Source organism: Streptomyces sp. ICC4 (assembly GCF_003287915.1).
GTDB classification, from domain to species: Bacteria; Actinomycetota; Actinomycetes; order Streptomycetales; family Streptomycetaceae; genus Streptomyces; species Streptomyces tritrimontium.
The window spans coordinates 7,109,679-7,135,958 of the sequence record NZ_CP030286.1; the positions used below are offsets into that span (position 1 = coordinate 7,109,679).

Genomic DNA, 26,280 nt, shown 5'->3' on the forward strand with positions numbered 1-26,280 from the left:
GAGTCAGAGCATGGGGTTCAGGAAGCTGTTCGCGAGCCTGGGTGCAGGCGGTGCGTCGGTCGACACCGTCATCACCGAGCCGAACGTCGTGCCGGGCGGGATCGTCCAGGGCGAGGTGCGGATCCAGGGCGGGTCCGTGGAGCAGCAGATCGAGGGGCTGTCCGTCGGGCTCCAGGCGCGGGTGGAGGTGGAGGGCGGCGACCAGGAGTACAAGCAGGACGTGGTCTTCACCAAGCAGCGCCTCGGCGGTGCGTTCCAGGTGCAGCCGGGCGCCCTGCACGTGGTGCCCTTCGGGCTGGAGATCCCGTGGGAGACGCCGATCACCCACTTCGGCGGCCGCCACCTGCACGGGATGAACATCGGGGTCAGCACGGAGCTGGAGATCGCGCGCGCGGTGGACGCCGGCGACCTCGACGCGATCAACGTGCACCCGGTGCCGGCGCAGCAGGCGATCCTCGACGCCTTCGCGCAGCTGGGCTTCTCCTTCCGCAGTGCGGACATGGAGCGCGGGCACATCCGCGGGACGCGGCAGACGCTGCCCTTCTACCAGGAGATCGAGTTCGTCCCGCCGTCCCAGTACCGGGGGCTGAACCAGGTCGAGCTGACCTTCGTCTCCGACGGCCGCGAGATGGACGTCATCCTGGAGATGGACAAGAAGCCGGGCCTGTTCAGCGAGGGCAGCGACACCTACCGCTGCTTCCAGGTGGGGCTGCAGTCGTACCAGGAGACGGACTGGGCGGCGTACCTGAACCAGTGGATCGCCTCGGTGGGTTCGCAGCGCAACTGGCTCTGAGCGGATCTAGGCTCGGGCCTGGACACGGGTAGGCGAAGACGCGATTCAGCAGGAGGTTCAGCAGTGGCCGAGCAGAGCAGGGCGCCGCTCCCCCACGATTTCCATCCCCCGGTGCACGAGTTCGCCGTGAGCAGCGCGGACCTGGAGCCCGGGGCCGATCTGGGCGACGCCCAGGTGCTGTCGGGCGGGAACGTCTCGCCCGAGCTGCGGTGGGAGGGCTTCCCCGAGGGGACGCGGAGCTTCGCCGTGACGTGCTTCGACCCGGACGCCCCGACGGGCAGCGGGTTCTGGCACTGGGTGCTCTTCGATCTCCCGGTCTCGGTCACCGGACTGCCGGCCGGGGCGGGCAGCGGGAAGTTCGAGGGGCTGCCGGCCGGGGCGGTGCACGTGCGCAACGACTACGGCACCAAGGACTTCGGCGGGGCGGCGCCTCCCGCCGGGGAGCGGCACCGGTACGTGTTCACCGTCTACGCGGTGGATACGGAGAAGCTGGGGCCCGGCGCCGACGCGTCGGCGGCCGCCATCGGATTCAATCTGCGCTTCCACACGCTGGGGCGGGCGCAGCTGATCGGTGAGTACGAGGCTCCCGCGGGCTGATCCTCGCGCCTTTCGTTCTCCGAGCGTTTGCCCGGTCCTGGTCTAAAGACGGCCAGGACCGGGCATTTTTATTGCGTTGTCCCGCGTGGCGCGCGCGGCCAGAGTGGTTGCGGGCCCTGCCGCCGGGGTGGTCGCGGGCCTGCACACGGGAGGTGGGCGAGATGCGGGACACGCTGGTGCTGAACGCGAGCTTCGAGCCGCTGTCGACGGTGACCCTGAACCGGGCTGTCGTCCTGGTGCTCCAGGACAAGGCCGTGGTCGAACAGTCGCATCCCGAGCTCCGTGTGCGCGCGGCCACGATGGATCTTCCGATGCCGCGGGTGATCAGACTCTGCAGGTACGTCCGGGTGCCCTTCCGAAGACATGCTCCCTGGTCACGGAGGGGGGTGTTGATCCGGGACCAGCACCGGTGCGCGTACTGCGGGAAGCGCGCGACGACCGTGGACCACGTGCTGCCACGGGCGCAGGGCGGCGGGGACACGTGGCTGAACACGGTGGCCTCCTGCTCCGAGGACAACCACCGCAAGGCGGCCCGGACTCCGGAGGAAGCCGGGATGCCCCTGCTGCGCAAGCCCTTCGTGCCCTCTCCGGCGGACGCCATGCTGCTCGCGCTGGGGGTGGGCGGGCGGGACGTGTTGCCGGAGTGGCTGGAGCGTTCCGCTTAGGCCGCGCGTGATCGCGTAGGGCCGGTTCGTCCTGTCGGCTGGACGCTCGCGCTGGGCGGCGTACGTTTTCTACGTCGCTCAGCGGAGCAGCAGTTGGACGATCGCGATGATCCCGACGGTCACGATGACCCCGCGCAGGACGGTGGGCGGGAGGCGGCGGCCGACCTTGGCCCCGATCTGGCCGCCGATGGTGGAGCCGACGGCGATGAGCAGGACCGCCGTCCAGTCGAACTCGGCGACGAAGAGGAAGAAGACGGCCGCGATGCCGTTCACCATCGCGGCGACGACGTTCTTCACCGCGTTGATCCGCTGGATGTCGTCGCGGAGCAGCAGGCCCATGAGGCCGAGGTAGAGCACGCCCTGGGCGGCGCCGAAGTAGCCTCCGTACGCGCTGGAGAGCAGCATCCCCGTGAGCAGGGCCGGTCCGCCGTCCGGGTGGCCCGGGTCGCCGCCCGCCGCTTCCTGGCGCCTGCGCAGGATCGCGGCGAGGCGGGGCTGGAGGACGACGAGGACGAGGGCCAGTCCGATGAGGACGGGCACGATCGTGTCGAAGGAGTCCGACGGCAGGGTCAGGAGCAGGACGGCGCCCGCGAGTCCGCCGACGAGCGAGACGGCGCCGAGCCGCAGGACGCGGGCGCGCTGGCCGCGCAGCTCCTTGCGGTAGCCGAAGGCTCCGCTGAGCGAACCGGGCACGAGGCCCAGGGTGTTGGACACGTTGGCGGTGACCGGCGGCAGACCGGTGGCCAGCAGCACCGGGAAGGTGATCAGGGTGCCGGAGCCGACGATGGTGTTGATCGCTCCGGCGCCGACGCCCGCGGCGAGGACCGCGAGCGCTTCCCAGAGGGACATCGAGAAGGAGGGCAAGGCCGTCCCCTTTGCGTGGGTGAGTCGCCTCCCCGCCATGAAGGTCGAGGGGCCTCACTGATCATGCAGCAGGAGCGGGCCGTTCAGTCGATGGGGGGCTGCTCGCGGCGCTCCGCGGCGGCCTTGTCGGCCGCCGGGCCGGCGTCCTTGCCGGAACCGCCCGGGTTGAAGCCCGAACCCGGGCCCATCGGACCGAAGTTGCCCATGGCGCCGGAGAGGCCCTTGAGGGCGTCGCCGATCTCGCTCGGGACGATCCAGAGCTTGTTGGCGTCGCCCTCGGCGAGCTTCGGGAGCATCTGGAGGTACTGGTAGGCGAGCAGCTTCTGGTCGGCGTCGCCGGCGTGGATGGACTCGAAGACCGTACGGATGGCCTGCGCCTCGCCCTCGGCGCGCAGGGCGGCGGCCTTGGCGTCACCCTCGGCGCGCAGGATCGAGGACTGCTTCTCGCCCTCGGCGCGCAGGATTTCGGACTGGCGGACACCTTCGGCCTGGAGGATCGCGGCGCGCTTGTCGCGGTCGGCGCGCATCTGCTTCTCCATCGAGTCCTGGATGGAAGTCGGCGGCTCGATGGCCTTGAGCTCGACGCGGTTGACGCGGATGCCCCACTTGCCGGTGGCCTCGTCGAGGACTCCGCGCAGGGCCGCGTTGATCTCCTCGCGGGAGGTCAGGGTCCGCTCGAGGTCCATGCCGCCGATGATGTTGCGGAGCGTGGTGACGGTGAGCTGCTCGATGGCCTGGATGTAGCTGGCCACTTCGTACGTCGCGGCGCGGGCGTCGGTCACCTGGTAGTAGATGACCGTGTCGATGTTGACGACCAGGTTGTCCTGGGTGATCACCGGCTGCGGCGGGAACGGGACGACCTGCTCGCGGAGGTCGATCCGGTTGCGGATCGAGTCGATGAACGGGACGACGATGTTGAGGCCCGCGTTGAGGGTCCGGGTGTAGCGGCCGAACCTCTCGACGATGGCGGCGCTGGCCTGCGGGATCACCTGGATCGTCTTGACCAGTGCGATGAAGACCAGAACCACCAGAATGATCAGGACGATGATGATCGGTTGCATGCGGTTCCCCGTGCCCTTCCGGCTGTCTGTGCTGCCCCGTTCAGCGGAGTCTCGCAGACCCCGGGGCCGCGAGTCCTCTGCTTGTCACATGACGACCGCGGTCGCTCCGTCGATCTCCACCACGTCGACGGACTCGCCCGGTTCGAAACTGCTGTCCGCGTCGAGGGCGCGGGCCGACCAGATTTCGCCGGCGAGCTTGATCCGCCCGCCGCCGCTGCCGTCGACCCGTTCCAGGACGACGGCGCTGCGGCCCCTCAACGCGTCGATGCCGCTGCGGTGCTGGGGTTTCTGGTTGCGGTGCCGGTTGGCGATCGGCCGGACGACCGCGAGGAGCGCGATCGAGACGATCACGAAGACCAGGACCTGGGCGACCACTCCCCCGCCGAGGGCCGCCGTGATCGCGGCGGCCACCGCTCCCGCGGCGAACATGCCGAACTCGGGCATCGCCGTCAGGACCAGGGGGATGCCCAGTCCGACCGCCCCGATGAGCCACCACACCCACGCGTCGATGTCCACATGGTCATGGTAGGTCGGGTGGGTGCGGTCCGGACAGGGTGCGGAAGCCTCGGGCCGCTCAGCGCAGGGGCAGGCCCTGGGCGCCCCAACGGTCGTTCTCGTTGCGCTCGACGACGAGCGGCAGCCCGAAGCAGAGGGAGAGGTTGCGGGAGGTCAGCTCCAGGTCGATGGGACCGGCGGCGACGACCTTGCCCTGACGGATCATCATGACGTGGGTGAACCCGGGCGCGATCTCCTCGACGTGGTGCGTGACCATGATCATGGAGGGTGCCAGCGGGTCGCGGGCGAGCCGTCCGAGGCGGCGTACGAGGTCTTCGCGGCCGCCGAGGTCCAGACCGGCGGCCGGCTCGTCGAGGAGCAGCAGTTCGGGGTCGGTCATCAGGGCGCGGGCGATCAGGGTGCGCTTGCGCTCGCCCTCGGAGAGGGTGCCGAACTTCCGGTCGAGGTAGTCCGTCATGCCGAGGCGGTCGAGGAAGGCGCGGGCGCGCTGCTCGTCGATGTCCTCGTACTCCTCCTGCCAGGTGGCCGTCATGCCGTACGCGGCGGTGAGGACGGTCTGCAGGACGGTCTGGCGCTTGGGGAGCTTGTCGGCCATCGCGATGCCGGCGATGCCGATGCGGGGGCGCAGCTCGAAGACGTCCACCTTGCCGAGGGTGCTGCCGAGGATGGTGGCGGTGCCCTTGGTGGGGAAGAGGTAGCTGGAGGCGACGTTGAGCAGGGTGGTCTTCCCGGCGCCGTTGGGGCCGAGGATCACCCAGCGCTCCCCCTCCTTGACCGACCAGGAGACCTGGTCCACCAGAGCCCGGCCCTCGCGGACCACGGATACGTCCACCAGCTCCAGAACATCGCTCATGAGCGTGTTGTCTCCCCTTGCAGTCTCGGTGCGTGTGTGCGCCACCGGTCGGCGCAGCCCCAAGGGGAAAACCTACGCCACTCGGGGAGGGGTGCGGGCGCCAGCCCGGGTCGGAGGGCGGATCCGTAAAGTGGGGGGATGCTTTTCGAACCACGTTCAGGGCGGCTCGCCGCCTGGGGGAACGCTCTGCTGGCCGGTCTCGTCTCGCCCGACGAGGCCGTGTTGTCGATCGTGGGCGAGGACGCCGTGCACCGCGTGGAGGGGCTGCCGGGGGAATCCGGACCGGTCGGGCTCACGCTCGCGCTGGGCCGGCTGCGCGCCCTGGGGGTGAGCGGTCTGCGGATCGCGCTGCCCGCGCCGGGGCATCCGCTGGGACTGAGCGGGCCGCCGGAGTTCAACGCGCGGGCGCTGGACGCCGAGGAAGCGGTCGTGGCGGTGGGCGCGGCGGTGGGGCTGGTGCCCGAGGTCCACGAGGCCGGACCCGCCGGGGACGTCCACGTCTCGGTGACCTGGCACTGCCTGCCGGTACGGGAGGCACCGCCGGCGGACGTGCCGTCGCTCGGCGAGGCGGAACGGGAGCTGGCGGAGGCGCTGCGCGAGGCGGCGGTGGTACTGACCCGGCTGGACGTGGCGGGGTCCGGGCCGGTGGCGGAGGCGGCGCTGTCCGCGTACCGGGCGCGGACGGAGGCCGGGCGGGACGCGCTGGCGCCGGGGTATCCGGCGCGGGCGGTACGGGTGCTGGCGCTGGCGCAGCGGGTGGACCTGATGGTGTCGCTGGCGAACGAGCGGGGGCACGGGGCGGCGGTGGCCGCGTCGGAGATGGCGGCGCGGGCGGAGGCTTTGCGGCCGGTGGAACGGGTTGCCCGGCGGGCGCTGGTGGCGGCGTACAACTCGGCGGTGGAGGAACGTCTCCGCTAGCCTGCGGCGGCTGCGGGGGTTCGGGGCTGCGGGTGTGCCTGCGGCGGCTGGGGGCGGCTGCGGGGCTTCGGGTGCGGCGCCGTCGCGCGAGCGTCCCCGGCTGCGCCGGGCCTTCTGGGGCTCCGCCCCAGACCCCGCGCCTCACACGCCGGCGGGGCTGGATTCTGCCGCACACGGCGACGGCCCCGCTTCCCGGGGAGAGGGAGGGAAGCGGGGCCGAGGTGTGTGACCGGCAGCCGGCCCCGACTGCCTCGCCGGACGGAGTCCGGCGCAGCGGGGCGAAGCCTGCGGAGCAGTGCGAGCACCGCGTCAGGAAACGGCCCGGCGCAGCGGGGCGAAGCCTGCGGAGCAGTGCGAGCACCGCGTCAGGAAGGGGGTCAGGCGTTGACGCCGGTGTTGCCCCAGGCGCCGTTGAGCAGGCCGATCACGTTGACCGTGTTGCCCACGACGTTCGCCGGGATGTGGACGGGGAGCTGGAGCTGGTTCCCCGAGGCCACGCCGGGCGAGTTCAGGGCCTCGCCCTCCGCCGACGCACCGCCGTGCGCCGACGAGACACCCGCGCCGGCGGCGAGGAGGCCGCCCGCGATCATGGTGACTGCGGTGGCCTTCTTGAAGTTCTTCACGTTCTCGTCCTCCAGTACGTCTGCCGCGGCCAGCCGCCGCGGCACGTCATGAAGAACGCTCATCCGACGAACGGGATACGCCATGTGGGCTACATACACCCGACCGTATGAATCACTCCGTGACCCCGTGTCTGACCGCCCACAGTGCCGCCTGGGTGCGGTCGGCGACGTCCAGCTTCATCAGGATGTTCGAGACGTGCGTCTTGACCGTCTTCTCCGACAGGACCAGCGCGCGGGCGATCTCCCGGTTCGAGCGGCCGTCCGCCATGTGCCGCAGCACCTCGCGTTCGCGGTCCGTCAGGTTGCCGCCGCGGCCGGCTGACGCGGGGCCGTGGCCGTCCCCGGAGATCAGGGCGGCCGCGACCTCCGGCTGGAGCAGGACGTGGCCCGCGTGCACCGAGCGGATGGCGGCGGCGAGGGCGTCGGGGTCGATGTCCTTGTGGACGTAGCCGGCGGCGCCCGCGCGCAGGGCGGGGACCACGGTCCGCTGCTCGGTGAAGCTGGTGACGATCAGCACCCGCGCCGGATTGTCCAGCCCGCGCAGCCTTCGCAGGGCTTCGATGCCGTCGGTGCCCGGCATCTTCACGTCCATCAGGATCACGTCCGGCCGCAGTTCCTCGGCGCGGGTGACTCCCTCGTCGCCGTCGGCGGCCTCGCCGACCACCTCGATGTCGTCCTGCACCTCCAGGAAGGTGCGCAGGCCGCGCCGGACCACCTGGTGGTCGTCGACGAGCAGGATCCTGATGCGGCCGGGGCCGGGCCGGCCGGGGGTCTCAGCCACCGGGGACCTCCAGTTCGATCGTGGTGCCCGCGTCGGGCTCGGAGTGCACGGTGAGGCTGCCCCCCACGCCGGCCGCCCGGTCCCGCATGGAGACCAGGCCGAGGTGGCGGCCGGCCCGGCGGACGGTGGGAGGGGAGAAGCCCGTCCCGTCGTCGCTCACCCGGAGCACCGCTCCCCCCTCCTCGCGGCGGGTCAGCGCGACCTCGATGCGGTCGCCGCCGGAGTGGCGCAGGGCGTTGTGGAGGGCCTCCTGCGCGACGCGCAGGACCGCTTCCTCCTGGGCCGCGGGGAGGGCGCGTACGCCGTCGCAGGTGAAGGTGACCCGTGCCGCGTGGGCCCGGTCCAGGACCCGGACCTGGTTGCGCAGGGTGGCGACCAGGCCGTCCTCGTCCAGGGCGGCGGGGCGGAGCTCGGTGACGGCGGCGCGCAGTTCGTCGGCGGCCTCGGCGGCGAGGACGGCGACCTGCTGGAGCTCGTCCTTGGCGCGGGCCGGGTCGCGGTCCATGAGGGCGGCGGCGGCCTGGGCGGTCAGGCGGAGCGAGAAGAGCTTCTGGCTGACCGCGTCGTGCAGCTCGTGGGCGAGGCGGGAGCGCTCCTCGGCGATGGTCAGCTCGCGGCTGCGCTCGTAGAGGCGGGCGTTGGTGAGGGCGATCGCCGCGTGCTGGGCGAGGAGGGCGAGGAGGTCCTCGTCCTCGTCGGTGAAGCCGCGCTCGCCGCCGGGGGCGCTTCGCTTGTTCGCGAGGAAGAGGGCGCCGAGGGTCTCCTCGCCGTCCCGGATGGGCAGCCCGAGGAAGTCGGACATGTCGGGGTGCGCGGCGGGCCAGCCCTCGAAGCGCGGGTCCTTGCGTACGTCGGCCAGCCGCTCGGGGCCGGCCTGGTGGAGCATCGCGGCGAGGATGCCGTGCTGGCGGGGCAGCGGGCCGATCGCCCGCCACCGCTCCTCGCTTATGCCGTCGACGACGAACTGGGCGAAACCGCCGTGGTCGTCCGGGACGCCCAGGGCCGCGTACTCGGCGTCGAGCAGCTCGCGGGCGGAGGCGACGATCGTGCGCAGCACGTCGCGCACCTCGAGCCGGCGGCTCATGGCGAGCAGCGCGGTGCTCACGGCGGCCAGGCCGCTGCCGGGTCCGCGGGGTCCGGGATGCATGGCCTCACCGTACTCGCGGCGTTGACCTGCGGGATCGGTCCCGGGTCGTAGGCGGGAGGATCGCCGGTGGGCAGACAGTAGGCAACGGCGGGATGAACGCGATACGGGGAAAACCCTTGTCCGGCCCCTGCCGCTCCCCCGGGGCCCCTCGCCGCCGACCGCCCGCGCCTCCCGTGGCCTGCGCCGTAGTGTGGGCGGGACCGTTGGGGTCAGGGAGTGGGAAGGTCCGGACATGGGCGAGATGTACCCGCCGATCGAGCCGTACGACGAGGGAATGCTCGACGTCGGCGACGGCAACCTCGTGCACTGGGAGGCCTGCGGCAATCCCGACGGGAAGCCCGCGCTCGTCGTCCACGGCGGTCCGGGATCCGGATGCGGCCCGCAGGCGCGCCGGTTCTTCGACCCGGAGCGCTACCGGGTCGTCCTGTTCGACCAGCGCGGCTGCGGCCGCAGCACCCCGCACGCGAGCGATCCCGCGACCGGCATGCGGCACAACACCACGGCGCACCTGATCGCCGACATGGAGCGGCTGCGCGAGCACCTCGGCGTGGGGCGCTGGCTGCTGTACGGCGGCTCGTGGGGCTCCACGCTGATCCTGGCCTACGCGCAGCGCCATCCGGAGCGGGTGTCCGAGATCGTCATCCCGAGCGTCACCACGACCCGGCGCTCGGAGATCGAGTGGCTCTACCGGGGTGTCGGCCGGTACTTCCCCGAGCAGTGGGAGCGATTCCTCGCGGGGGCCGGCGGCATCCCGCGCGACGGGGACGTCGTGGCGGCCTACGCCCGCCTCGTGGAGCACCCCGACGAGGAGGTGCGCGCGCGGGCCACGGCCGACTGGTGCGCCTGGGAGGACGCGGTGCTCTCCGGCGAGACGAAGGGCGCCTCCCGGCCGTACGCCGGCCGGCCGCCGGCCGCCCGGATCGCCCTGGTCCGCATCTGCTCGCACTACTTCTCCCACGGCGCGTGGCTGGAGGAGGGCGAGCTGCTGCGCGGGGCGCACCGGCTGGCCGGCATCCCGGGCGTCCTGATCCACGGGCGGCTCGACATGGGCGGGCCGCTCGACACGGCGTGGGAACTCCACCGCGCCTGGCCCGGCTCGGAGCTCACGGTGGTCGAGGAGGCGGGCCACCTGGGCGGCGCGACGACGCGCGACCACGTGCTCCGCGCCCTGGACCGGTTCGCGGCCGGGAAGCGGTAGGCGCGGCCGGGAAGCGGTAGGCGCGGCCGGAACCCGAGGCCCGGTCGGCGGCCCCGGGCCGGTCAGGCCTTCGGCGGGTGCAGCCGCCGGAAGTACGTCCAGCTCGTCTCGTTCGGCTCGGTCCACTTCTCCGGGGCGTGGGCGAACTCCGGGTGGTGGGCCTCGATGTAGGCGCGCGTGCGGTCCGGGACCTCGGCGTACGAGGCCAGCTTGCGGCCCCGGCAGTGGAAGGTGAGCCCGCCGGGGCGCTGCCCCTGCGCCATCCAGGGCAGCCAGGGGGACGTCCGGGTCCAGGACATGGTGGACGCGACGCTGGGCGCGTCGGTGGTCAGGACCGAGGCCGGTGCGAAGAACTGAAAGAGCTCCAGGGCCCGGTAGGTGTCGTCGGCCGAGTTCTCGGGGTACTGCGCGACCGGCAGCGGCGAGGGATAGGCCAGCGGGATCTCCAGGCTGAAGCACACCTGGTCGCCCAGCTCGGTCATGGGCACCGGGAAGGGCCGCCACCGCTGGTTCGCGGGGTCGTTCCAGACGTGGACCACCGGCTCGTCCTGCCAGGTCTCCAGGATCTCGCGGGTCTGCGGGTCGAGGTAGAAGGCGGCTTCGCGGGTGAGGAGTTGGTAGGTGCCCGGCGCTTCATCCCCGACCAGGCGGGCCACGTTGACGCCCTCGAAGCCGAACAGCCTCCGGTAGGGCTCGCCCGGGGCCCAGGAGTAGACGTCGCCCGTCCACCAGAAGGTGACCTCGGCGCCGTCGAGGGAGGCGCGGGTTCGGGCGAGGGCCTGGAGGAGATCTTCCGGAGTCATACCGGGTACTCTGCGCGGTCCGCCCGCCGCGGGCAAGGACCGGACCGGCCATGCGGGGAGGGCCGCACCGGAAAATCCTTTCCGCCGCCCGGAGTCGTCGATCTAGTCTCAGCGCATGCCATCGACGGTTCGACTCATGATCATGATCATGATCACCACGCTCCCGGGCCGCGGACGGGAGCAGGCCGCGGCGTACGAGCGCCTCGCGCCGGTGGTGCGGGCCGAAGACGGATGCCTGCGCTACGACATGCACCGGGTGAGCGGCGATCCGGACCGGTTCGTGCTCCTGGAGGAGTGGGCGTCGAAGGCGGCGCTCGCCGCGCACGACGCCACCGCGCACATGGTCGAGGCCGACGCGGCCGCCCCCGCGTTCCGGGCCGGGCCCGCGCAGGTGGTCGAGCTCGACGCCGAACCGCTGGCCTGAGCGGACGCCCCGTTCAGCGCGGCGGGGTGCCCTGGCCCAGGAGTTCGATCTCGCGGGTGGCGCGCGGGGAGTGCACCCCCCGGTTGAGGGCCTCGGCCCGGCGCAGCTCGGCCGCGGCCTCCCGTTCGTGGCCGCCGAGCCGGTACAGGCGGGCCCGTTCCACGTGCGTGAGCATGATCGCGCGTTCCTGCTGCGCGGGGCGGGCGGCCAGCGAGGCGTCCAGCGCCTCGTGGGCCGCGCGGTGGTCGCCGAGCAGGCCGAGGACGACGGCCCGTTTGAAGTACAGGGCGGCCGGACGGTAGGTGTGGAAGGGGTCCGTGTCGCCCACGGCGCCGCCCTGCAGCCGGTCGGCGGTCTCGAGCCAGACCAGGGCCTGCTCCCGGTGACCGAGTGCGGCGTGCACGTGGGCCGCCTGGGCCGCCACGAAGGCCCGTACGGCGGCGGGCGCGCACGGGGCGACCTCCAGTGCCCGGGTCACGTACGAGAGCGCGACGGCCGACTGGTTCTGGTCGAGGGCGTCCTGGCTGAGCATGCGCAGGGCGATGGCCTGCGTGGAGGGCTCCCCGGCCAGCTCCGCGAGGGAGGCGGCCCGGCTCAGGGTCCGGCGCGACGCGTCGAAGGAGCACTGGTCGGCGTAACTGCGGGCCAGGAGCAGGACCGTGCGCGCCGCGTGGCCGATCTCCAGCGCGGACAGGGAGCCGTCGCCCCGGGTGGTGAGCGCCGTGCGGAAGGTGCTCTGCAGGTACGCGAGGAGTACTGGCGCGGTGGCGTCCCCGCCGAGGGCGTCGATCTGGCCGGTGAAGAAGCTCTCGGCGGCCCTGCGGAGCTCGGTGTGGGAGAGGGCGGGGACCTGGCCGCCCTCCGCGTCGGCGGCGGCCGCGCCGCGCTCGTGCTTGCCGCCTTCGCCGCGTTCACCGCGTTCGCGCTGCTCGGGGACGCGGTGGGGTTCGCCTACCCCGGGTTGGCCTGCCCCGGGTTGGCCTGCCCCTGGTTCGCCCGCCCCGCCCCGGGGCCGGCGGTGGGGGTGCAGGCCGGGGACGGTGGCGAGCAGGTCCGCCGCCCGGGGCAGGCGGCCGGGGGCCGGGTCGTGGCCGGCCCGGTCCATCCCGATGTCGGCCGGGCCGACCGGCCGGTTCAGCCGGCCCGCGAGGATCTCGCAGAGCAGCCCGGGCACGGGGTCGCGCGGCGTGCTGCCGCGCAGCCAGTGGGCGACCGAGGTCCGGTCGTAGCCGGTGGTGAGGCCGGCCGCCTGCGCGCTCGCGTTGAGCCTTCGGGCCAGGGCCTCGTAGGTCCAGCCTGTTTCCCTGATCACGCGGTGCAGGAGGTGGTTGGAAGAGGGCACGGCGGTGGTCCTTCCTTGCGATGCGGGTCGCTCGAGAAGGTTGCTTTGGCCTGTGAACCGCCTCGCGGGGACAAAGGTTGCGGGGCCGGGCCGTGGGGTGGGGTGCGTGCAACAGCTTCAACGCGTTCCGGCCACCGCCGCGGCCGCTCCCGCCCCGGGCGGCGACCGACCTGTGGACGCCAGGTTGACGCGGGCGGTGGCGGGCGGCAACCGTGGCCCGCATGGGGATCGATCGCCGACTGCTCACGCTGCTGATATGCCTGGTGCTGGGCGGCGGGCTGACCGCTGCCGTGCTGGGGGCCGCGCGGGTGGGCGCCCCGCGCCCGGCGGCGGGCGCGGGCCCCCCGCCCGGCGACTTCGTGGACCTGTCCGAGGTCCCGCCGGGTCCCGCCGCGCCCCGGCCGAGCGGACCCGACGCCTCCACGGGCCGGGTGTCCGTGGACTGCGGCCGCAATGCCGAGGGCCACTACAACGAGGACAACCTGGTGGTCTCGCCGGGACTGCGCTCCGGCGCCCACCACACCCACGCCTACGTCGGGAACCTGTCCACGGACGCCTTCTCCACCGAAGCCTCCCTGGACGCGGCCGCCACCAGCTGCGCGGGCGGCGACCGTTCCACGTACTACTGGCCGGTGCTGCGCCGCACCGACCGGCCGGGCAGCGGAGCGCACGAGGGCTCGGCGGGCCACGGCAACGCGGGCCGGATCCTGCCGGAGGCCTCCGTGAACGTGGAGTTCATCGGCAGCCCGGTGAGCAAGGTGGTGGCGATGCCTCGGTTCCTGAACGCGATGACCGGCGACGCGGTGGCCCTCACCGCGGGCACCGACGCGGACGTGCGGGCCCGCTGGGGCTGTTCGGGCTCTCCCGACCGGTCCACCACCCGCTACCCCCGCTGTCCGGCGGGCGAGCGCCTCACCCGCACGCTGGCCTTCCCCAGCTGCTGGAACGGTCTGGACACCACCAGCCCCGGGCACCGGTCCCACCTGCTCTTCCCGGCCGCGAACGGGGTCTGTCCGCAGGGCACCTTCCCGGTGCCCGAGCTGCGGATCTCGCTCGCCTACGACGTGCCACCGGGGGCGCCGATCGCGCTCGACTCCTTTCCCGAGCAGCGGCACAGTCCCAGGACGGACCACGCGATGTTCGTGAACGCGATGACCGGGCAGCGGATGGCGGACGTCGTGGACTGCCTCAACCAGGGCCGCACCTGCCGTACCTGACCGGCCGGGACCCCGTGACGCAGGTCACGTGAACCCGGCACCCCCGTGTGGCGTGTTGTGACAGCACCACACAAGCGAGGAAGACGGAGAGGGTGAGATGGCCGGACCACTGTGGCCCCGCGCTCGGCGGGGCGGAGCCGACGAAGCACTGATCAAGTCGGTGTACGAGGAGCACGGCCACGCCCTGCTCGCCTACGCCACGCGGCTGACCGGGGACCGGGCCGCGGCCGAGGACGTGGTCCAGGAGACCCTCATCAGGGCCTGGCGCCACTCGGAAGTCCTCGTCAACGGGAAGGGTTCGGTGCGCGGCTGGCTGCTCACGGTGGCCCGCAACATCATCACCGACCGGTACCGGGCCAAGGCCGCGCGGCCGCCGGAGGTATCCGGCTCGCCGGCCCATCCGCCGGTGGAGGCGGACCATGCCGACGCCGTGGTCGACACGATGGCGGTACTGGGGGCCCTCGACCGGCTGTCCCCGGAACACCGGGACGTGCTGACGGAGTTGTACTACCGCCAGCGCAGCGTCGCCGAGGCCGCGGACACCCTCGGCATCCCGGCCGGCACGGTCAAATCGCGCTCGCACTACGCGCTCAAGGCGCTCCGAGAGGCCTTCGGGGACGACAGACGAACGGGCGGGGCGCCCCGGCGGCCCGGCGGACTTCAGGAGGTGGTGGCATGAACCGGCAGCGGCACGAGGAGGAACTGCTCGGCCCGTACGTTCTCGGCGTCCTGGACGACGCGGACGTCCGCCGGGTCGAGGAACACGTGGAGGGCTGCGTGCAGTGCCGGCAGGAGGTGACCGCGTTGCGCGAGATGGAGGCGGCGCTGGGCGAGGTGCCGGCGGAGGCGTTCCTCGAAGGCCCGCCGCAGGGCGGGGACCTGCTGCTCCAGCGCACCCTGCGGCAGATGCGGCAGGAGGTCGCCGGGGCCCGCCGGCGCCGGACGGTGCTCGCCGGGGTGGCCGCCGCGGCCTCGCTGGCCGCCGTGTTCTGGGCCGGGACCCAGGTGGGCGGTGCGGACGGCGGACCCATCGCGCTGCCTCCGGTTCCGACGCCCACGGTCTCGGCGCAGCCGTCGCCGCCGGTGGGCGGGACCAAGGTGGCCTCCGCGACGGACGCGGGCACGGGCGCGCGGATGACCGTACAGGTGACGCCCGCCGCGAAGTGGGTACGGGTGCACGCGGCGGTGACGGGAGTGCGGGCGGGCGAGCGGTGCCGCCTGGTGGTGGTCTCCCGGGACGGTACGCGCACCACGGCCGGCAGCTGGGTGGTCGGCTCCGCGGAGCACGGCGAGGGCAAGGGCGCGGCGCTGGACGGTTCGGCGGCCGTGGACCCGGCGGACGTCCGGGCGGTCCTGGTCGAGAACGAGTCGGGCAAGACGTTCGTGTCGGTCCCGGTGGCCGCGTAACGGGGCCGGGGGCCGTGCGGTGGCCCGTGCGGCCCTGGGCCCTGGGCCCTGGGCTCTCGGCCCTCGGCCCTCGGTGCGGGAACGTGACGGAGCCCGGGAGCATGTCCAGCTCCCGGGCTCCAGCTTGCCACCCATTTGCGCACACCGGCGGCGTTTAAGAGCCGCGGATCATTTTGAGATCGACGTGTTCTGCCATTGAACTACAGCGGCACGAGAGAGCCGCCGAGGGGACTTGAACCCCCATCCGCCAATGTTCGCCCGCGCTCGGTCGATCCGGTGTTCGGCGGCGAATACTGAGACTGGAGCGAGAATCTGAGTTTGACGGGGCCGCCTCTACCGGACTTGGGCCACCCCCGCACGTGTGCGGGGGGAGGGATTCGAACCCCCACCTGACACCCCTGGATCAGCTTCAACATCAGTTTCAGCTTGCGCTCATCGCGCACCCCCCGCTCGCGACGGGGGGCGAATGTGGGGGCTACCTGAAGAGGTAGCCGAAGACCGCGTCTCCGATCCGCTGATCGGTGACCTCGGTGTTGTTCGCCTCCTCGCGGGCGAACTTGACGGCCTGCTGGAGCTTCTCGACGCGGTCGAGGAGCTCGTTGACGCGGCGGGCGGGCAGCGCGCCGGAGAACTTCACCGTGGTCCAGTAGCCGACCGGCACGTCCTCGTAGTACACCTCGACCTGCGCCGGGTGCTTCTCCGTGGCCTCGGCCTTCACGTGGTTGCGCGGAACCTTCTTCGTGCGGATGGTCCGCACGGGCTCCGTCTTCCAGGAGTCCGTCGAGGGGTCCAGGTTCCACGACTCGGAGGCGTCGAGCACCGGGAGCTTGCGCACGAAGGTGTGCAGGTCGGTGAGCTGCTTCTCGAGGAACAGCAGGTACGGGACGGGTACTTGGGGCAGCAGGACCGTGCCGTCGACCACCACGTCGGCGACCGCGGTCCGGTTCGCCCAGTCCTTCGTCGCGGTCACGTCGAAGAGCCGCGTCAGGGTCCCGGCGGTCGCCCGCAGGGCGTCCTCGGCCTTGACCTGCACCCGCGTGGACTCGGGCGGCAGCTGCTCGCCCTCCTCGTCCTTGGGCTGGTAGGTCCGGGAGATGCCGGCCAGCAGGGCGGGCTTCTGCACGTCCTGGTGAGCCTGGGTGAGCTCCTGGAGGGCCTTGGACTTGACGCCCTTTTCGACTGCGATGATCTGATTCAGCTTCGGCACACCCCGAACCTAACAACCGCGCGCCGCACGCACATCCGATTTAACGGGCGCCCGCGCCCCCTCGGGCCGAGGGGGCGCGGGCGTCGGGGTCAGGACAGGCGGACCGGGAGGTCGAAGAGGTCGTTCTGGGTGAGGATCGGCTTGTTGCGCAGGTCCTGGGGGGACACGGCCAGGGCGAGGTCCGGGAAGCGGGCGTACAGCGCCGGGAGGGCGACCAGGGCCTCCAGGCGGGACAGGGCCGCGCCGGGGCAGACGTGGGGGCCGTGGCCGAAGGAGATGTGGCGGTTCGGGGTGCGGGTGACGTCGAACTCGCCCGCCGTCTCGCCGAACTGGGCCTCGTCGCGGCCGAGGGCGCCGAAGGAGACGATCAGGCCCTCGCCCTTGGGCAGGATCCAATCGCCGACCTCCACGTCCTCGGTGGCGAAGCGGATCAGGACGTGCGAGGTGGGGCTGGACCAGCGCAGGGTCTCCTCGATGACGTTCTCCCAGGAGACGTCGCCCTTCAGCACGAGGGCGCGCTGCTCGGGGTGGCTCTCCAGGGCGACGACCGCGTTGACGATCAGGCTGATGGTGGTCTCGTGGCCGGCGGCGACGATCAGCTGGAGGGTGTTGGTGATCTCCTCCGTGGTGAGGTGGTCACCGTCCTCCGAGGCCTCGATGAGGGCGCTGGTGAGGTCGTCGCCCGGGTTCTCGCGCTTGGACTCGACGATGCGCGAGAACAGCGCGCCGAGGTCCGCCATCATCTGCGGGACTTCCTCGGGCAGCGTCTGCGTCGAGAAGAACTTCTCGAACAGGGCCTTCAGGCGCGGGTGTTCCTCGGCGTCGACGCCCATCAGGTCGCTGATGACGTTCATCGGAAGCGGGTACGCGAACTGCGCCTTGAGGTCCACCGTCTCGCCGGCCGGCAGCGCGGCGAGCTTGTCCAGCATGCCCGTGGTCAGCGCCTCGATGCCGGCGCGCAGCTTCTCCACCCGGCGTACGGTCAGGGCCTGCGCGACCAGGGTGCGCAGCCGGCGGTGGTCCTCGCCGTCCACGGTCAGCATCGAGCGGCCGGGGTTGGCGAGGCCGATCAGCGGCCAGTCCAGCGGGATCTCGCCGCGCTGCCAGGCGCCCCAGACGTCGATGTCCTTGACGACGCGCGGGTCGGTGAGCAGCTTGCGGGCCTCGGCGTGGCGCGTGACGGCGTACACGGTGACGTCGCCGGGCAGGACCACCTGGACCAGCGGGCCGGCGGCGCGCAGGGCGGCGCTCTCGGCGGCGAGGTCCGCGACGAAGGGGTCGAGGGTGATGGCCGCGGGGCCGGTGTGGTCGATCGGGCACGTCATCGGGTGGCTCCAAGGGCGGGGGTCGGCGTGTAGGTCACGGGAAGGGCGGTGAGGCCGCGCAGCCAGGGCGAGGGGCGGCGGGCCAGGTCTGCGGCGGGCACGGCGAGGTCGACGTCGGGCAGCCGGTCGAGGAGCACCTCGATGCCGGTGCGCGCGATGACCTCGGCGACCTCCTGGGCGGGGAAGGGGCAGCGGTGTTCGCCGTGCCCGAAGGAGAAGAAGGCGTTGTTGCCGCCGGTGAGGGCGCCGGCGTCGGTGCGCACGTGGGGGTCGCCGTTGGCGGCGCCGATCCCGAGCAGGACGAGGTCGCCGCGGCCGATGCGCTGTCCGCCGAGGTTGGTGTCGCGGGAGGTCCAGCGGCCGGCCACGTTCTGGGTGGGGGTGTCCTCCCACAGCACCTCGTTCATGGCCTCGCCGACGCTGTGCCGGCCGCCCGCGAGGGAGGCGGCGAAGCGGTCGTCGGTGAGCATGAGGCGCAGGGAGTTGCCGATCCAGTCGGCGGTGGGCTGGTGGCCGGCGGCCATCATCACCATGAGGTCCTGGGCGACCTCCTCGACGGTGAAGCCGGCCTGGTTGGCGAGCATCCGGGAGGCCACGTCGGGGCCGGGCTCGGCCAGTTTGGCGGCGAGCAGCCCGAACATCGACTCGGCGAGGTGGCGCTGGCCCTCCAGGGCGCCCGCCCGCCCGTTGATCATGTCGTTCATGGCGGTGACGAGGCCGGGGCCCTGGGCGTCGGAGAAGCCGTAGATGCGGGCGAGGACGCGCAGCGGCAGCAGCATGGCGTACTCGCCGACGATGTCGCAGGAGCCCCTGCCGCACAGGTGGTCGATCAGTTCGTCGGCGAACCGCTCGGCGTGGCCCTTGAGTTCGAAGGGGTCGACGGATTCGAGGGCTTCGGAGATGACGGCGGCGCGTTCCCGGTGGCGTTCGCCGACGGTGTAGAGGATCGAGGGCTGCTTGCGGCCGATCATGGGGAGCAGCGGCCAGTCGGCGGGGATGCGGTCCCACTGGTTCCACAGGTCGGAGTCCCGGGAGAAGAGCACCGGGTCGCTGGTGACCTGGTGCAGTTCGCGGTAGCCGAGGACCAGCCAGGCCGGGACGTCGCCGTCGAGGACGACCGGGGCGACGGCGCCGTGGTCGCGGCGCATCTCCCGGTACAGCTCGACGGGGTCGGTCTGGAACCGGGGGCCGCCGAGGAACGACCACAAACGAGAACGACAGGGAGTGGATGGTCGGCAGAGTCAGAGGGGTATAAGACACAGCTCCGAGGGCTGCGGCTTCGGGGGGGCCGAGGGGGCCGCGCTGGGCGCGGTGCTCGGCGCGGTCACCGCCGGGGCGGGCGCGGGCGGGGTCGGCGACGCGGACGCCCCCTGCGCGGCGGAGGCCGGCCCGGCCAGCGCGACGGCCACCCCGGCGGCTGCGACGGCGACGGCCGCCGCCTTGCGGACGGTCAGCGGGGCACGCTTCAGGTTCTTCACGGTGGTTCTCCACGGTCGGCTGGAAGGCGCGGGTTCACGCCCTTCACCCCCGCACGACGCGCGAACCGCCGGGAGGTTGCCGCCGTTCCCGAAAAACTTTCCGGGTCAGGAAGCCCGCAGGCGGCGCAGTGCCGTGCCGAAGGCCGCCACGCCCTCCTCCAGTTCTCCCGGCGGGCTCGCCGCGTAGCCGAGGACCAGGCCCGGCGGGCCCTGGCCGAGGCGGTGCCAGGACAGGGGCTGGGCCTTGACCCCGAGGTCCAGGGCCGCCGCCGCGAGGGCGGTGTCGTCGAAGTCCGCGCCGTCGAAGGTGACCATCAAGTGCAGTCCGGCGGCGGCTCCGTGCACCCGGGCGCCCGGCAGCTCGGCGGCGATCGCCCGCAGCATGATGTCCCGGCGGGCCCGGTGGCGGCGCCGCACGAACCGCAGGTGGCGCTCCAGTTCGCCCGATTCCATCAGCCGGGCCAGCACGAGCTGGGCGAGGACCGGGTTGCCGAGGTCGGCGTACCGCTTGGCCTCGATCACGGCGTCCAGCATGCGCGGCGGGACCAGCAGCCACCCCAACCGCAGGGCGGGGGCGAGCAGTTTGGACACGCTGCCCGCGTAGCAGACGGCATCGGGCAGCAGGGCCCGGAGCGCGGGGACGGGGGCGCGGTCGTAGCGGTGTTCGGCGTCGTAGTCGTCCTCGATGACCACGCCGCCGGCCGCCGCCCAGCCGAGGAGCTCGCGGCGGCGCTCCCCGTCGAGGACCACCCCGGTCGGGAACTGGTGCGCCGGGGTCAGCAGCGCCACCTGGGCCCGGCCCGCCGCCAGGACCGCGGTGTCGATCCCGCCCGCGTCCACCGGTACGGGCAGGATCTCCATGCCGCCGTGCTCCAGTTGCTGCCGGGCCCCGAGCGAGCCGGGGTCCTCCACCGCGATGCGCCGGACGCCCTCGGCGCGCAGCACCTGGGCCAGCAGTCCGAGCGCCTGGGCCACGCCCGCGACGACGACCACCTCGCCGGGGTCCGCGCGGATGCCCCGGCCCCGGGCGAGCCAGCCCACGATCGCCTCGCGCAGCGCGAGCGTGCCCTGGGGGTTCCCGTAGCCGAAGTCGGCGGGGGTGAGCCGGGCGAGGACCCGGCGCTCGGCCTGGAGCCAGGCCGAGCGCGGGAACGCGGCCAGGTCGGGCACTCCGGGAGAGAGGTCGATGCGACACGGTGCGGCGCGCAGGGCGTCGACGAGTCCGGCCCCGCCCCGGGGCGGGGGCGGGGGCGGACCCGCCGGGACCGGGGGCGCGGGCGCGGCGGTCAGTGGTACGGCAGTCAGCGGTGCGGCCACCACGACCGTCCCGGCCCGGCCCCGGCCCTCCACCTGGCCGGCGTCCGCCAGGCGCTGGTACACCTCGGTGACCAGCCCCCGGGAGACGCGGAGCTCCGCCGCGAGCACCCGGCCCGCCGGGAGCCTGCTGCCCACCGGCAGGGTGCCGTCCGCGATGGCGGCGCGGATGCGGGCGGTGAGCCAGTCGGTCCGGCCGCCGGGCGGGGCCTGGCCGACGTCGAGCAGCAGGAAGTCCGATCCGGCGGCCTCGGACGTGCGAGCGGACTCCACGGTTTTGGACCCCTTGATCAAGCTCACTTCGGCACTGTCCATGAGTCCAATACTGACGGACGCTCGACGGTATGAACACAAAGCCAGGCCCGCTGCGCGACCTCGCCCCCGGCATCGCCGGCATGGCGCTCGTCGGCAGCAGCGTCACCGTCTCCCGGTCCCTCGTCGACGCCCCGCTGTTCGGGGTCCAGGCCGTCCGCTACGCCGCGGCCGCGCTGCTGCTCCTCGCCCTCGCCCGCGCGGCCCGGGTGCGGATCGTGCTGCCGCGCGGCCGGGAGTGGCTGTGGCTGGCGGGCATCGCCGCGACCGGCCTGGTGCTGTTCAACGTGGCGGTCGTACGGGGCGTCGCGCATGCCGAGCCCGCCGTCATCGCGGTCGCCGTGGCCTCCGTGCCGATCCTGCTCGGGGTGATCGGCCCGCTGCTGGAGGGCCGCAGGCCCAGCCGCCGGGTGCTGCTGGCCGCGCCCGTGGTGGTGGCCGGGGCGGTGCTGGTCGAGGGGACGGGCCGGACCGACGCAGCCGGGGTGGGCTGGGCGGCGCTCGCCCTGGTCTGCGAAGCGGGCTTCACCCTGCTCGCGGTGCCGGTCCTGCGGCGCCACGGAGCCTGGGGGGTGTCGCTGCACGCGGTGTGGCTGGGCGCGGTGATGCTGGCGGTGCTCACGGTGTGCTTCGAGGGGCCCGCGGAGCTCGTGACGGTGAGCCCGCGCCAGTGGGCGACCGCCGGATACCTCGCCGTCATGGTGACGGCGGTGGCCTTCCTCCTCTGGTACCGCACGGTGGCCGCCGTGGGCGCCGGCCGGGCCGGGCTGCTGACCGGGGTCGCGCCGCTCGCCGCGGCGGCCGCCGGCGCCGCGACCGGCAGCGGGGTGCCGGGCCCGGCGGTGTGGCTGGGCCTGACCGTGGTGATCGCCGGGCTGGCGGCCGGGCTGCGGCCGGAGTCCCGGCCGGCGGTGCCCGCTCCCGTCCCGCCCGTCCCTCTCGTCCTGCCCGTCCCGTCGGCCGCGCGGAAGCCCCGTACCGACCAGGAGCCGGCCGCCCCTTGAGCCCGCCGGGGCTTGTGGATCACAATCCGCAGATGGCGACGCCCCCGTACAGCAGCTGGATGCGGTACTTCTCCCCCACCGCCAACCACCGCCGGCTCGGCCTGGTGTGCCTCGGCGTGGGGGTGCAGCAGGGGGTGCTGCCGGTGGTGGGCCCGCGCGTGCTCGACCACCACGTCGCGGTGGTGGTCTGCGGCGGCCGGGGCTGGTTCAGCCACGGCGGGCGGGCCCCGCAGCCGGTGACGGCGCCGGCGCTGCTGTGGCTGGTCCCGGGGGTGGAGCACCACTACGGCCCCGATCCGGGGACCGGCTGGGAGGAGTGCTTCGTGGACTTCTCCGGCCACAGCGTGGAGGCGTACACCGATCTCGGCTACGTCACCCCGGACCGCCCGCTGGTGCCGCTGAGCGGGACGGCCGGGGTACGGCACGTGGTCGACGGGATCGTACGGGCGGCCCGGCGCGGCGGTCCGCTGCTGGAGGTGGAGGCCGCGGCGGCCGTGCACGGGCTGCTGGTCGCGCTGCGCTACGCCCGGGCCGAGGTGTCGCGGCACGGGGACGCCGTGATGGACACCCTGGCCCGGGACGCGCTGCTGCCCATATCGGTGGCCGAGCACGCCGCCCGGCTCGGGATGCCGCTCCCCCAGCTGCGCCGGGCGGTGCGGCGCAGTACCGGGGAGGGGGTCAAGGAATACCTCCTCGGCATCCGGCTGAGCCGGGCCAAGGAGCTGCTGGCCCGTACCGACCTGCCGGTCGCCGGAGTCGCCCGGCGGGTCGGTTACGAGGACGCCGCCTACTTCAGCAGGCTGTTCAGCCACCGGGTGGGCGTGGCGCCCGGCCGGTTCCGCCAACAGCAGTCGACGCAGCAATCGACGCAGCAGCCGTCCGCGTCACGGTAGGTAGCCGATGTTGAGCTCCGCGACGGCCGTCCACGGATTGCCCGAAACCTCCTTCGTGGCCTTGAGCTTGACGTAGCGCGCGGTGCGGGCCGTGAACGCCACGTCCTGCTGGGCGGTGGTGTTGGCGAAGGTCCCGGAGGCGGCCGTCGTGCCCCAGTTGACCCCGTCGGTGGAGGTCAGGACCTGGTAGTCGGCGATGCGTCCGTTGGTCTGCGTCTGGCGGGGCAGGTAGTGCAGCGCGGAGACGTTGTAGGAGGCGCCGAGGTCGAGGGTGATCTCGTGCGGCATCGGCGCGGTGGCCTGGTACCACTGGGTGTGCCAGATGGTGGCGCCGTCGCCGTCGAGCACGTTGGCCGCGGCGCCGTTCTCGCCGGCGGTCTCCTGACTGTCCACCGCCTTGACGCTCATCTGGCTCTGGGGGACGAGGAGTTCACCGCCTCCGCCCGAGCCGAGGTCGTCGACGGCAAGGTCGTCGAGGATGAAGTCGGCCTCGTTGTGGGAGCCTTCGCCGGTCACCTTGCGGATGCCGATCCAGGCGTCGGCGCCGGCGGTGAAGGTCTTGGTGAAGGTGGTGGCCGTACGGGCCTGGTTCAGCGCGGTCGCCGTCTCGGTGCTGCCGGAGCCGGTGATGAACTGGTAGTCGCCGCTGAAGCCGTTCTCGTAGCTGAACGCGACCTTGTACGAGCGGCCCGGTGTCAGGCGCAGGGTCTGCGGGAGGGTGCGGTAGACGAGGCCCTGCCGCTCCTCGTGCGACTTGAGCGAGTTCTGCCCGCTGATCACGTCGTCGACCAGCTTTCCGCTCCATCCCGCCTGGGTGTACGGGGCGTTGCGCTGGGCGATGTGGGTGCGCGGGTCGGTGGCCGAGCCGCCGGCGCCGCCGAAGGCGAAGGGGCCCCAGCCGGCGTCCACGTTCTCGAAGTCCTCGGTGAACCAGTGGCCGTTCAGCGGGGTGCGGGCGGAGCGGACGACCCGTACGTCGTCCAGGTAGACGATGCCGGGGCCGGTGGCCGCGGACAGTTTGAGGGTGGCCGTGGACTGGCCAGCCGGCACGTCGAAGAACACCTTCATCCGCTGCATCTTGGTGGTGTTCTTCTCGCTCCCGCCGAGGCTGTTGGTCAGGGTGGAGGAGTCGGCGTAGACGGAGGCGGCGGTTCCCCCGGTCGGGGTCACGGTGAGGGTGGCGGCGCGGCCGGTCGGGGTGGAGACCCAGACGGAGGCCGCGTGGGTGCCGGGGGCGAGGCCGGTGAGCTGCTGGGAGACGGCCGGGGCGGTGTTCGGGGCCATCGTGAGCTCGCTCTGGCCCTGGGCGTTGCGGGTGACGGCGGCGCCGGACCCGCTCACGGTCCAGGCGTTCAGGTTGCCGGAGAAGAAGGAGGGGTCCTTGAGCGGGGTGCCCTGGCCCCAGACCGGGTCCGGCTGGGCGGGGGCCGCGCCGTTGGTGACGACGTAGCCGGTCTTGGCGGTGGCGTTGACGGTGACCTGTCCGCCGGTGACGGTCAGGTCGCCGACCAGCTGGCGTCCGCTGTCGGTCAGTCGGTAGAGCTTGGGCGCGGACCAGCCGGCGGGCAGGGTCCAGGTGGTGGAGCCGCCCGCGGTGTTCCAGTGGTAGAGCTTGCCGTCGCGCGGCAGGAGGTACGCGGAGCCGTTCAGGACGGTCCGGCCGCCGGTGGTGATCTTGCGGGTGCCGCCGGCGGTGGTGACGGTGGTGCCGTTCGCGAGGGTGACCGTGTCGGCGGTCCACTTCACGACCGGGGATTCCTGGAGGTACTTGGTCGGCAGGTTGGTCGCGAAGGTGGTGGAGAGGAAGGAGGTGAAGTCCCGCTTGCCCTGCCAGCCCTCGTACGCGGTGATCTCGGCACCGCCGAGCAGCGCGTTGCCCGCGATCCAGTCGTCCTTGGTGTGGTTGGCGACGAAGCGGGCGATGGTGGAGTTGATGCCCTTGAGGTCGGTGCCGCCGTAGTTGACGTCGGTCGCCCAGTGGTGCCAGAGGGATTGCTCGGTCATGGAGTTGGGGAACTCGGTGGCGAGCTGGTAGCCGAGGCCGGAGATCTCGCGTTCGAGCTTGCGCGAGACGTAGCCGTCGCCGTACCAGACGTCCACGTAGAGGAAGTCCAGGCCGGGGGCGGCCGACTTGAGGTCCTGGAGCCGCTTCAGGCGCCCGCCGGACTGCCCGTCCTTTCGCGTGTCCACGTAGTACGACTGGTCGAGCCAGTCCCAGCCGAGGCCGCCGCTCTGGTGGGCGGGGTCGAAGGTGGCCGAGACCGGGTACTCCTCGGTGGCGTTGATGTGCACGCCGAAGTCGGCGTTGTAGGTGTGGCCGACGGTGGTGAGGGTGTTCAGGTCGGTGGCGCCGCCCAGTTTGGAGCCGATGTTCTTGTAGTCCATGTGTGCCGAGTCGTGGCCCTCGGAGGCGTACCCCTTGAGCAGGACGAACTGGCCGAGGCCGTCGGTGGCCAGGTTGACCCGCTTGGTCTCGTCGAGGGTCTCGGCGAAGGGGTGGGTGGCCGCGGAGGCGAAGTTGAAGGGGATGCGCTGTACGACGCGGTCGGCGGTCTGCTCCCAGCCGGTCGGCGGGGTCCAGATGTCGCGGTAAGCGACCGCGGCGTCCTGCCAGTCCACCGCGGAGTCGCCGTTGCGGTCGGCGGTGACCGCGATCCGGGCATAGGGCAGCGGCTCGGTGTCGGTGTCCGCGGCGCCCGTGGCCCGGTAGAGCCAGGATCCGCTCCACAGGCCGGCCCGGCGGTAGGAGCCCTTGTCGGTGACCTGCTTGCTGATCCGGCCGTTCTCGGTGGCCGTGCCGCCCGAGGGGGCGTCGTAGTACGCGTTGGAGTCGATGGCCGCGGCCAGCTTGCCGGTGTTGGCCAGGCCGTACATCACGGTCGTGGCGGAGGCGTCGACCGGGGTGCTCGCGGTGACGGGCGTGAAGGTGTCCCCGGTGCCGGTGGTGGCGGTGTGCATCTTCGCGGTGGACAGCGCGGCGCCCGGCTGGCTGCTGCGGACGCTGACGAGGTTGTGGCTGGGGATCGCGAAGCTGCGTACGCGCAGGGCGGCGGTGTCCTCGATCGCGGTGACCTTGAACTCCACGACCGAACCGGCCACCGAGAGACGGGCCCTGACGGTCACTCCGGAGAAGGCGAGCGCGTAGTCGACGCCGGAGGCGGAGGGCGTGGAGGTGACGGCGGGGGTGTAGGTGGTTCCGTTGACGACGATCGCGCCGAGGGTGTCCTCGTTGCCGTTCAGCACGTCCCCGGTGGCGGTGCGGGTGTAGCTGATGACGCGGGGGAAGGCGCTGTCCACGCTGACGGACAGTTCGGGCGAGGCGATCGTCACGGGGGCGGCCGCCGCGGCGGGGGCGGCGGGCACGGCCACGACCAAGGTGGCGACCAGGCCGGCCACCGCGGCTGCGGCCGGCCAGAGGGGGGTTCGCATCGGACCTCCGGGAGTCGGCGCTTCCTGTGCGGAAGACCGCGCGACGTGGAGGCCGGCGGTCCGCTCACTGACCTGACAGCTTGCGGATCGCGGCACGGCAGGCCCATGG

26 protein-coding genes and 1 pseudogene are annotated in these 26,280 nt (G+C 72.8%); 11 read left to right on the forward strand and 16 right to left on the reverse strand.

What is annotated here, in order from left to right; translation table 11 throughout:
- Nucleotides 1–10: 10 nt before the first annotated feature.
- The 3 genes from DRB89_RS33385 to DRB89_RS33395 all read left to right on the forward strand — a co-directional run bounded on the left by DRB89_RS33385 (nt 11) and on the right by DRB89_RS33395 (nt 2,055).
- Nucleotides 11–793: a sporulation protein gene (locus DRB89_RS33385; protein ID WP_112452320.1), complete on the forward strand. Its 783-nt coding sequence runs from the start codon at nt 11–13 to the stop codon at nt 791–793.
- Between the two features lie 63 nt (nt 794–856).
- The gene (locus tag DRB89_RS33390) at nt 857–1,390 is read left to right on the forward strand and encodes a YbhB/YbcL family Raf kinase inhibitor-like protein (RefSeq protein ID WP_112452319.1); all 534 of its coding nucleotides are present in this window, start codon (nt 857–859) and stop codon (nt 1,388–1,390) included.
- A 161-nt stretch (nt 1,391–1,551) separates the two neighbouring features.
- Nucleotides 1,552–2,055, forward strand: a complete 504-nt coding sequence (locus tag DRB89_RS33395; protein ID WP_112454196.1) for an HNH endonuclease — start codon at nt 1,552–1,554, stop codon at nt 2,053–2,055.
- Nucleotides 2,056–2,133: 78 nt separating this feature from the next.
- Here the strand turns inward: DRB89_RS33395 and DRB89_RS33400 are convergent, their stop codons facing one another.
- The 4 genes from DRB89_RS33400 to DRB89_RS33415 all read right to left on the reverse strand — a co-directional run bounded on the left by DRB89_RS33400 (nt 2,134) and on the right by DRB89_RS33415 (nt 5,349).
- Nucleotides 2,134–2,904, reverse strand: coding sequence for a sulfite exporter TauE/SafE family protein (locus DRB89_RS33400; protein ID WP_112454194.1), 771 nt, complete (start codon nt 2,902–2,904; stop codon nt 2,134–2,136).
- A gap of 98 nt (nt 2,905–3,002) precedes the next feature.
- A complete protein-coding gene (locus DRB89_RS33405; protein ID WP_112452318.1) occupies nt 3,003–3,980 on the reverse strand; it encodes an SPFH domain-containing protein in 978 nt (325 codons plus the stop codon).
- An 84-nt stretch (nt 3,981–4,064) separates the two neighbouring features.
- Nucleotides 4,065–4,496 carry an NfeD family protein gene (locus DRB89_RS33410; protein ID WP_112452317.1) on the reverse strand — a complete coding sequence of 144 codons (432 nt, stop codon included), beginning with the start codon at nt 4,494–4,496 and terminating at the stop codon, nt 4,065–4,067.
- A gap of 58 nt (nt 4,497–4,554) precedes the next feature.
- Entirely contained in the window at nt 4,555–5,349 is a 795-nt protein-coding gene (locus DRB89_RS33415) for an ABC transporter ATP-binding protein (protein ID WP_112452316.1), read from the reverse strand.
- Between the two features lie 138 nt (nt 5,350–5,487).
- On the opposite strand from DRB89_RS33415, the gene DRB89_RS33420 reads away from it, so the two are divergent.
- Complete coding sequence (locus tag DRB89_RS33420) at nt 5,488–6,267, forward strand: hypothetical protein (RefSeq protein ID WP_112452315.1); 780 nt, start codon at nt 5,488–5,490, stop codon at nt 6,265–6,267.
- 377 nt (nt 6,268–6,644) lie between these two features.
- Here DRB89_RS33420 and DRB89_RS33425 read toward each other — a convergent pair whose 3' ends face one another.
- The 3 genes from DRB89_RS33425 to DRB89_RS33435 all read right to left on the reverse strand — a co-directional run bounded on the left by DRB89_RS33425 (nt 6,645) and on the right by DRB89_RS33435 (nt 8,818).
- Nucleotides 6,645–6,890 carry a chaplin gene (locus DRB89_RS33425; RefSeq protein ID WP_112454449.1) on the reverse strand — a complete coding sequence of 82 codons (246 nt, stop codon included), beginning with the start codon at nt 6,888–6,890 and terminating at the stop codon, nt 6,645–6,647.
- A gap of 112 nt (nt 6,891–7,002) precedes the next feature.
- Nucleotides 7,003–7,671, reverse strand: a complete 669-nt coding sequence (locus DRB89_RS33430) for a response regulator transcription factor (RefSeq protein ID WP_204357957.1) — start codon at nt 7,669–7,671, stop codon at nt 7,003–7,005.
- A complete protein-coding gene (locus DRB89_RS33435; protein ID WP_112452976.1) occupies nt 7,664–8,818 on the reverse strand; it encodes a GAF domain-containing sensor histidine kinase in 1,155 nt (384 codons plus the stop codon). Before DRB89_RS33435 ends, DRB89_RS33430 begins: the two co-directional genes overlap by 8 nt.
- Before the next feature lie 232 nt (nt 8,819–9,050).
- Between DRB89_RS33435 and pip the strand changes: the two genes are divergently transcribed.
- Nucleotides 9,051–10,016 carry a prolyl aminopeptidase gene (gene pip, locus DRB89_RS33440; RefSeq protein WP_112448196.1) on the forward strand — a complete coding sequence of 322 codons (966 nt, stop codon included), beginning with the start codon at nt 9,051–9,053 and terminating at the stop codon, nt 10,014–10,016.
- 62 nt (nt 10,017–10,078) lie between these two features.
- On the opposite strand, the gene DRB89_RS33445 is transcribed toward pip, so the two are convergent.
- A complete protein-coding gene (locus tag DRB89_RS33445) occupies nt 10,079–10,819 on the reverse strand; it encodes a DUF1838 family protein (protein ID WP_112448197.1) in 741 nt (246 codons plus the stop codon).
- A gap of 148 nt (nt 10,820–10,967) precedes the next feature.
- Between DRB89_RS33445 and DRB89_RS33450 the strand changes: the two genes are divergently transcribed.
- The gene (locus DRB89_RS33450; protein ID WP_239516458.1) at nt 10,968–11,243 is read left to right on the forward strand and encodes an antibiotic biosynthesis monooxygenase family protein; all 276 of its coding nucleotides are present in this window, start codon (nt 10,968–10,970) and stop codon (nt 11,241–11,243) included.
- A 13-nt stretch (nt 11,244–11,256) separates the two neighbouring features.
- Here DRB89_RS33450 and DRB89_RS33455 read toward each other — a convergent pair whose 3' ends face one another.
- Entirely contained in the window at nt 11,257–12,585 is a 1,329-nt protein-coding gene (locus DRB89_RS33455; RefSeq protein WP_112448199.1) for a hypothetical protein, read from the reverse strand.
- 221 nt (nt 12,586–12,806) lie between these two features.
- Here DRB89_RS33455 and DRB89_RS33460 point away from each other — a divergent pair, with 221 nt between their 5' ends.
- From DRB89_RS33460 to DRB89_RS33470, 3 genes are all read left to right on the forward strand, one after another.
- A complete protein-coding gene (locus DRB89_RS33460; RefSeq protein ID WP_112448200.1) occupies nt 12,807–13,802 on the forward strand; it encodes a DUF1996 domain-containing protein in 996 nt (331 codons plus the stop codon).
- A 97-nt stretch (nt 13,803–13,899) separates the two neighbouring features.
- On the forward strand, nt 13,900–14,481 hold the full coding sequence (locus DRB89_RS33465) for a sigma-70 family RNA polymerase sigma factor (RefSeq protein ID WP_112448201.1): 582 nt from the start codon (nt 13,900–13,902) through the stop codon (nt 14,479–14,481).
- Nucleotides 14,478–15,209: a zf-HC2 domain-containing protein gene (locus DRB89_RS33470; protein ID WP_112448202.1), complete on the forward strand. Its 732-nt coding sequence runs from the start codon at nt 14,478–14,480 to the stop codon at nt 15,207–15,209. Before DRB89_RS33465 ends, DRB89_RS33470 begins: the two co-directional genes overlap by 4 nt.
- Before the next feature lie 362 nt (nt 15,210–15,571).
- Here DRB89_RS33470 and DRB89_RS43315 read toward each other — a convergent pair.
- The 6 genes and pseudogenes from DRB89_RS43315 to DRB89_RS33495 form a co-directional block, all read right to left on the reverse strand.
- Nucleotides 15,572–15,659: pseudogene (locus DRB89_RS43315) on the reverse strand.
- A 25-nt stretch (nt 15,660–15,684) separates the two neighbouring features.
- A complete protein-coding gene (locus tag DRB89_RS33475) occupies nt 15,685–16,416 on the reverse strand; it encodes a hypothetical protein (protein WP_112448203.1) in 732 nt (243 codons plus the stop codon).
- A gap of 89 nt (nt 16,417–16,505) precedes the next feature.
- Nucleotides 16,506–17,741: a cytochrome P450 gene (locus DRB89_RS33480; RefSeq protein ID WP_112448204.1), complete on the reverse strand. Its 1,236-nt coding sequence runs from the start codon at nt 17,739–17,741 to the stop codon at nt 16,506–16,508.
- A complete protein-coding gene (locus DRB89_RS33485) occupies nt 17,738–18,949 on the reverse strand; it encodes a cytochrome P450 (protein WP_112463536.1) in 1,212 nt (403 codons plus the stop codon). The genes DRB89_RS33480 and DRB89_RS33485 overlap by 4 nt, the downstream gene beginning before the upstream one ends.
- 33 nt (nt 18,950–18,982) lie before the next feature.
- Nucleotides 18,983–19,219, reverse strand: coding sequence for a hypothetical protein (locus DRB89_RS33490; protein ID WP_112463537.1), 237 nt, complete (start codon nt 19,217–19,219; stop codon nt 18,983–18,985).
- Between the two features lie 105 nt (nt 19,220–19,324).
- Complete coding sequence (locus DRB89_RS33495; protein ID WP_112463538.1) at nt 19,325–20,848, reverse strand: PLP-dependent aminotransferase family protein; 1,524 nt, start codon at nt 20,846–20,848, stop codon at nt 19,325–19,327.
- Nucleotides 20,849–20,877: 29 nt separating this feature from the next.
- On the opposite strand from DRB89_RS33495, the gene DRB89_RS33500 reads away from it, so the two are divergent.
- On the forward strand, nt 20,878–21,849 hold the full coding sequence (locus tag DRB89_RS33500; protein ID WP_112451058.1) for a DMT family transporter: 972 nt from the start codon (nt 20,878–20,880) through the stop codon (nt 21,847–21,849).
- 32 nt (nt 21,850–21,881) lie between these two features.
- Nucleotides 21,882–22,742 carry an AraC family transcriptional regulator gene (locus DRB89_RS33505; protein ID WP_112453786.1) on the forward strand — a complete coding sequence of 287 codons (861 nt, stop codon included), beginning with the start codon at nt 21,882–21,884 and terminating at the stop codon, nt 22,740–22,742.
- Here the strand turns inward: DRB89_RS33505 and DRB89_RS33510 are convergent.
- Nucleotides 22,734–26,171, reverse strand: a complete 3,438-nt coding sequence (locus DRB89_RS33510; RefSeq protein WP_112451057.1) for an endo-alpha-N-acetylgalactosaminidase family protein — start codon at nt 26,169–26,171, stop codon at nt 22,734–22,736. The genes DRB89_RS33505 and DRB89_RS33510 overlap by 9 nt on opposite strands.
- Between the last annotated feature and the right edge of the window lie 109 nt (nt 26,172–26,280).

What these genes read in the sequence shown, in the direction of transcription:
- DRB89_RS33385 (WP_112452320.1), top strand. Translation starts at nt 11, where the DNA reads ATGGGGTTCAGGAAGCTGTTCGCGAGCCTGGGTGCAGGCGGTGCGTCG.
- DRB89_RS33395 (WP_112454196.1), top strand. Translation starts at nt 1,552, where the DNA reads ATGCGGGACACGCTGGTGCTGAACGCGAGCTTCGAGCCGCTGTCGACG.
- DRB89_RS33400 (WP_112454194.1), bottom strand. Translation starts at nt 2,904, where the DNA reads ATGTCCCTCTGGGAAGCGCTCGCGGTCCTCGCCGCGGGCGTCGGCGCC.
- DRB89_RS33405 (WP_112452318.1), bottom strand. Translation starts at nt 3,980, where the DNA reads ATGCAACCGATCATCATCGTCCTGATCATTCTGGTGGTTCTGGTCTTC.
- DRB89_RS33415 (WP_112452316.1), bottom strand. Translation starts at nt 5,349, where the DNA reads ATGAGCGATGTTCTGGAGCTGGTGGACGTATCCGTGGTCCGCGAGGGC.
- DRB89_RS33420 (WP_112452315.1), top strand. Translation starts at nt 5,488, where the DNA reads ATGCTTTTCGAACCACGTTCAGGGCGGCTCGCCGCCTGGGGGAACGCT.
- DRB89_RS33435 (WP_112452976.1), bottom strand. Translation starts at nt 8,818, where the DNA reads ATGCATCCCGGACCCCGCGGACCCGGCAGCGGCCTGGCCGCCGTGAGC.
- pip (WP_112448196.1), top strand. Translation starts at nt 9,051, where the DNA reads ATGGGCGAGATGTACCCGCCGATCGAGCCGTACGACGAGGGAATGCTC.
- DRB89_RS33445 (WP_112448197.1), bottom strand. Translation starts at nt 10,819, where the DNA reads ATGACTCCGGAAGATCTCCTCCAGGCCCTCGCCCGAACCCGCGCCTCC.
- DRB89_RS33450 (WP_239516458.1), top strand. Translation starts at nt 10,968, where the DNA reads ATGATCACCACGCTCCCGGGCCGCGGACGGGAGCAGGCCGCGGCGTAC.
- DRB89_RS33460 (WP_112448200.1), top strand. Translation starts at nt 12,807, where the DNA reads ATGGGGATCGATCGCCGACTGCTCACGCTGCTGATATGCCTGGTGCTG.
- DRB89_RS33465 (WP_112448201.1), top strand. Translation starts at nt 13,900, where the DNA reads ATGGCCGGACCACTGTGGCCCCGCGCTCGGCGGGGCGGAGCCGACGAA.
- DRB89_RS33470 (WP_112448202.1), top strand. Translation starts at nt 14,478, where the DNA reads ATGAACCGGCAGCGGCACGAGGAGGAACTGCTCGGCCCGTACGTTCTC.
- DRB89_RS33480 (WP_112448204.1), bottom strand. Translation starts at nt 17,741, where the DNA reads ATGACGTGCCCGATCGACCACACCGGCCCCGCGGCCATCACCCTCGAC.
- DRB89_RS33495 (WP_112463538.1), bottom strand. Translation starts at nt 20,848, where the DNA reads ATGGACAGTGCCGAAGTGAGCTTGATCAAGGGGTCCAAAACCGTGGAG.
- DRB89_RS33500 (WP_112451058.1), top strand. Translation starts at nt 20,878, where the DNA reads ATGAACACAAAGCCAGGCCCGCTGCGCGACCTCGCCCCCGGCATCGCC.
- DRB89_RS33505 (WP_112453786.1), top strand. Translation starts at nt 21,882, where the DNA reads ATGGCGACGCCCCCGTACAGCAGCTGGATGCGGTACTTCTCCCCCACC.
- DRB89_RS33510 (WP_112451057.1), bottom strand. Translation starts at nt 26,171, where the DNA reads ATGCGAACCCCCCTCTGGCCGGCCGCAGCCGCGGTGGCCGGCCTGGTC.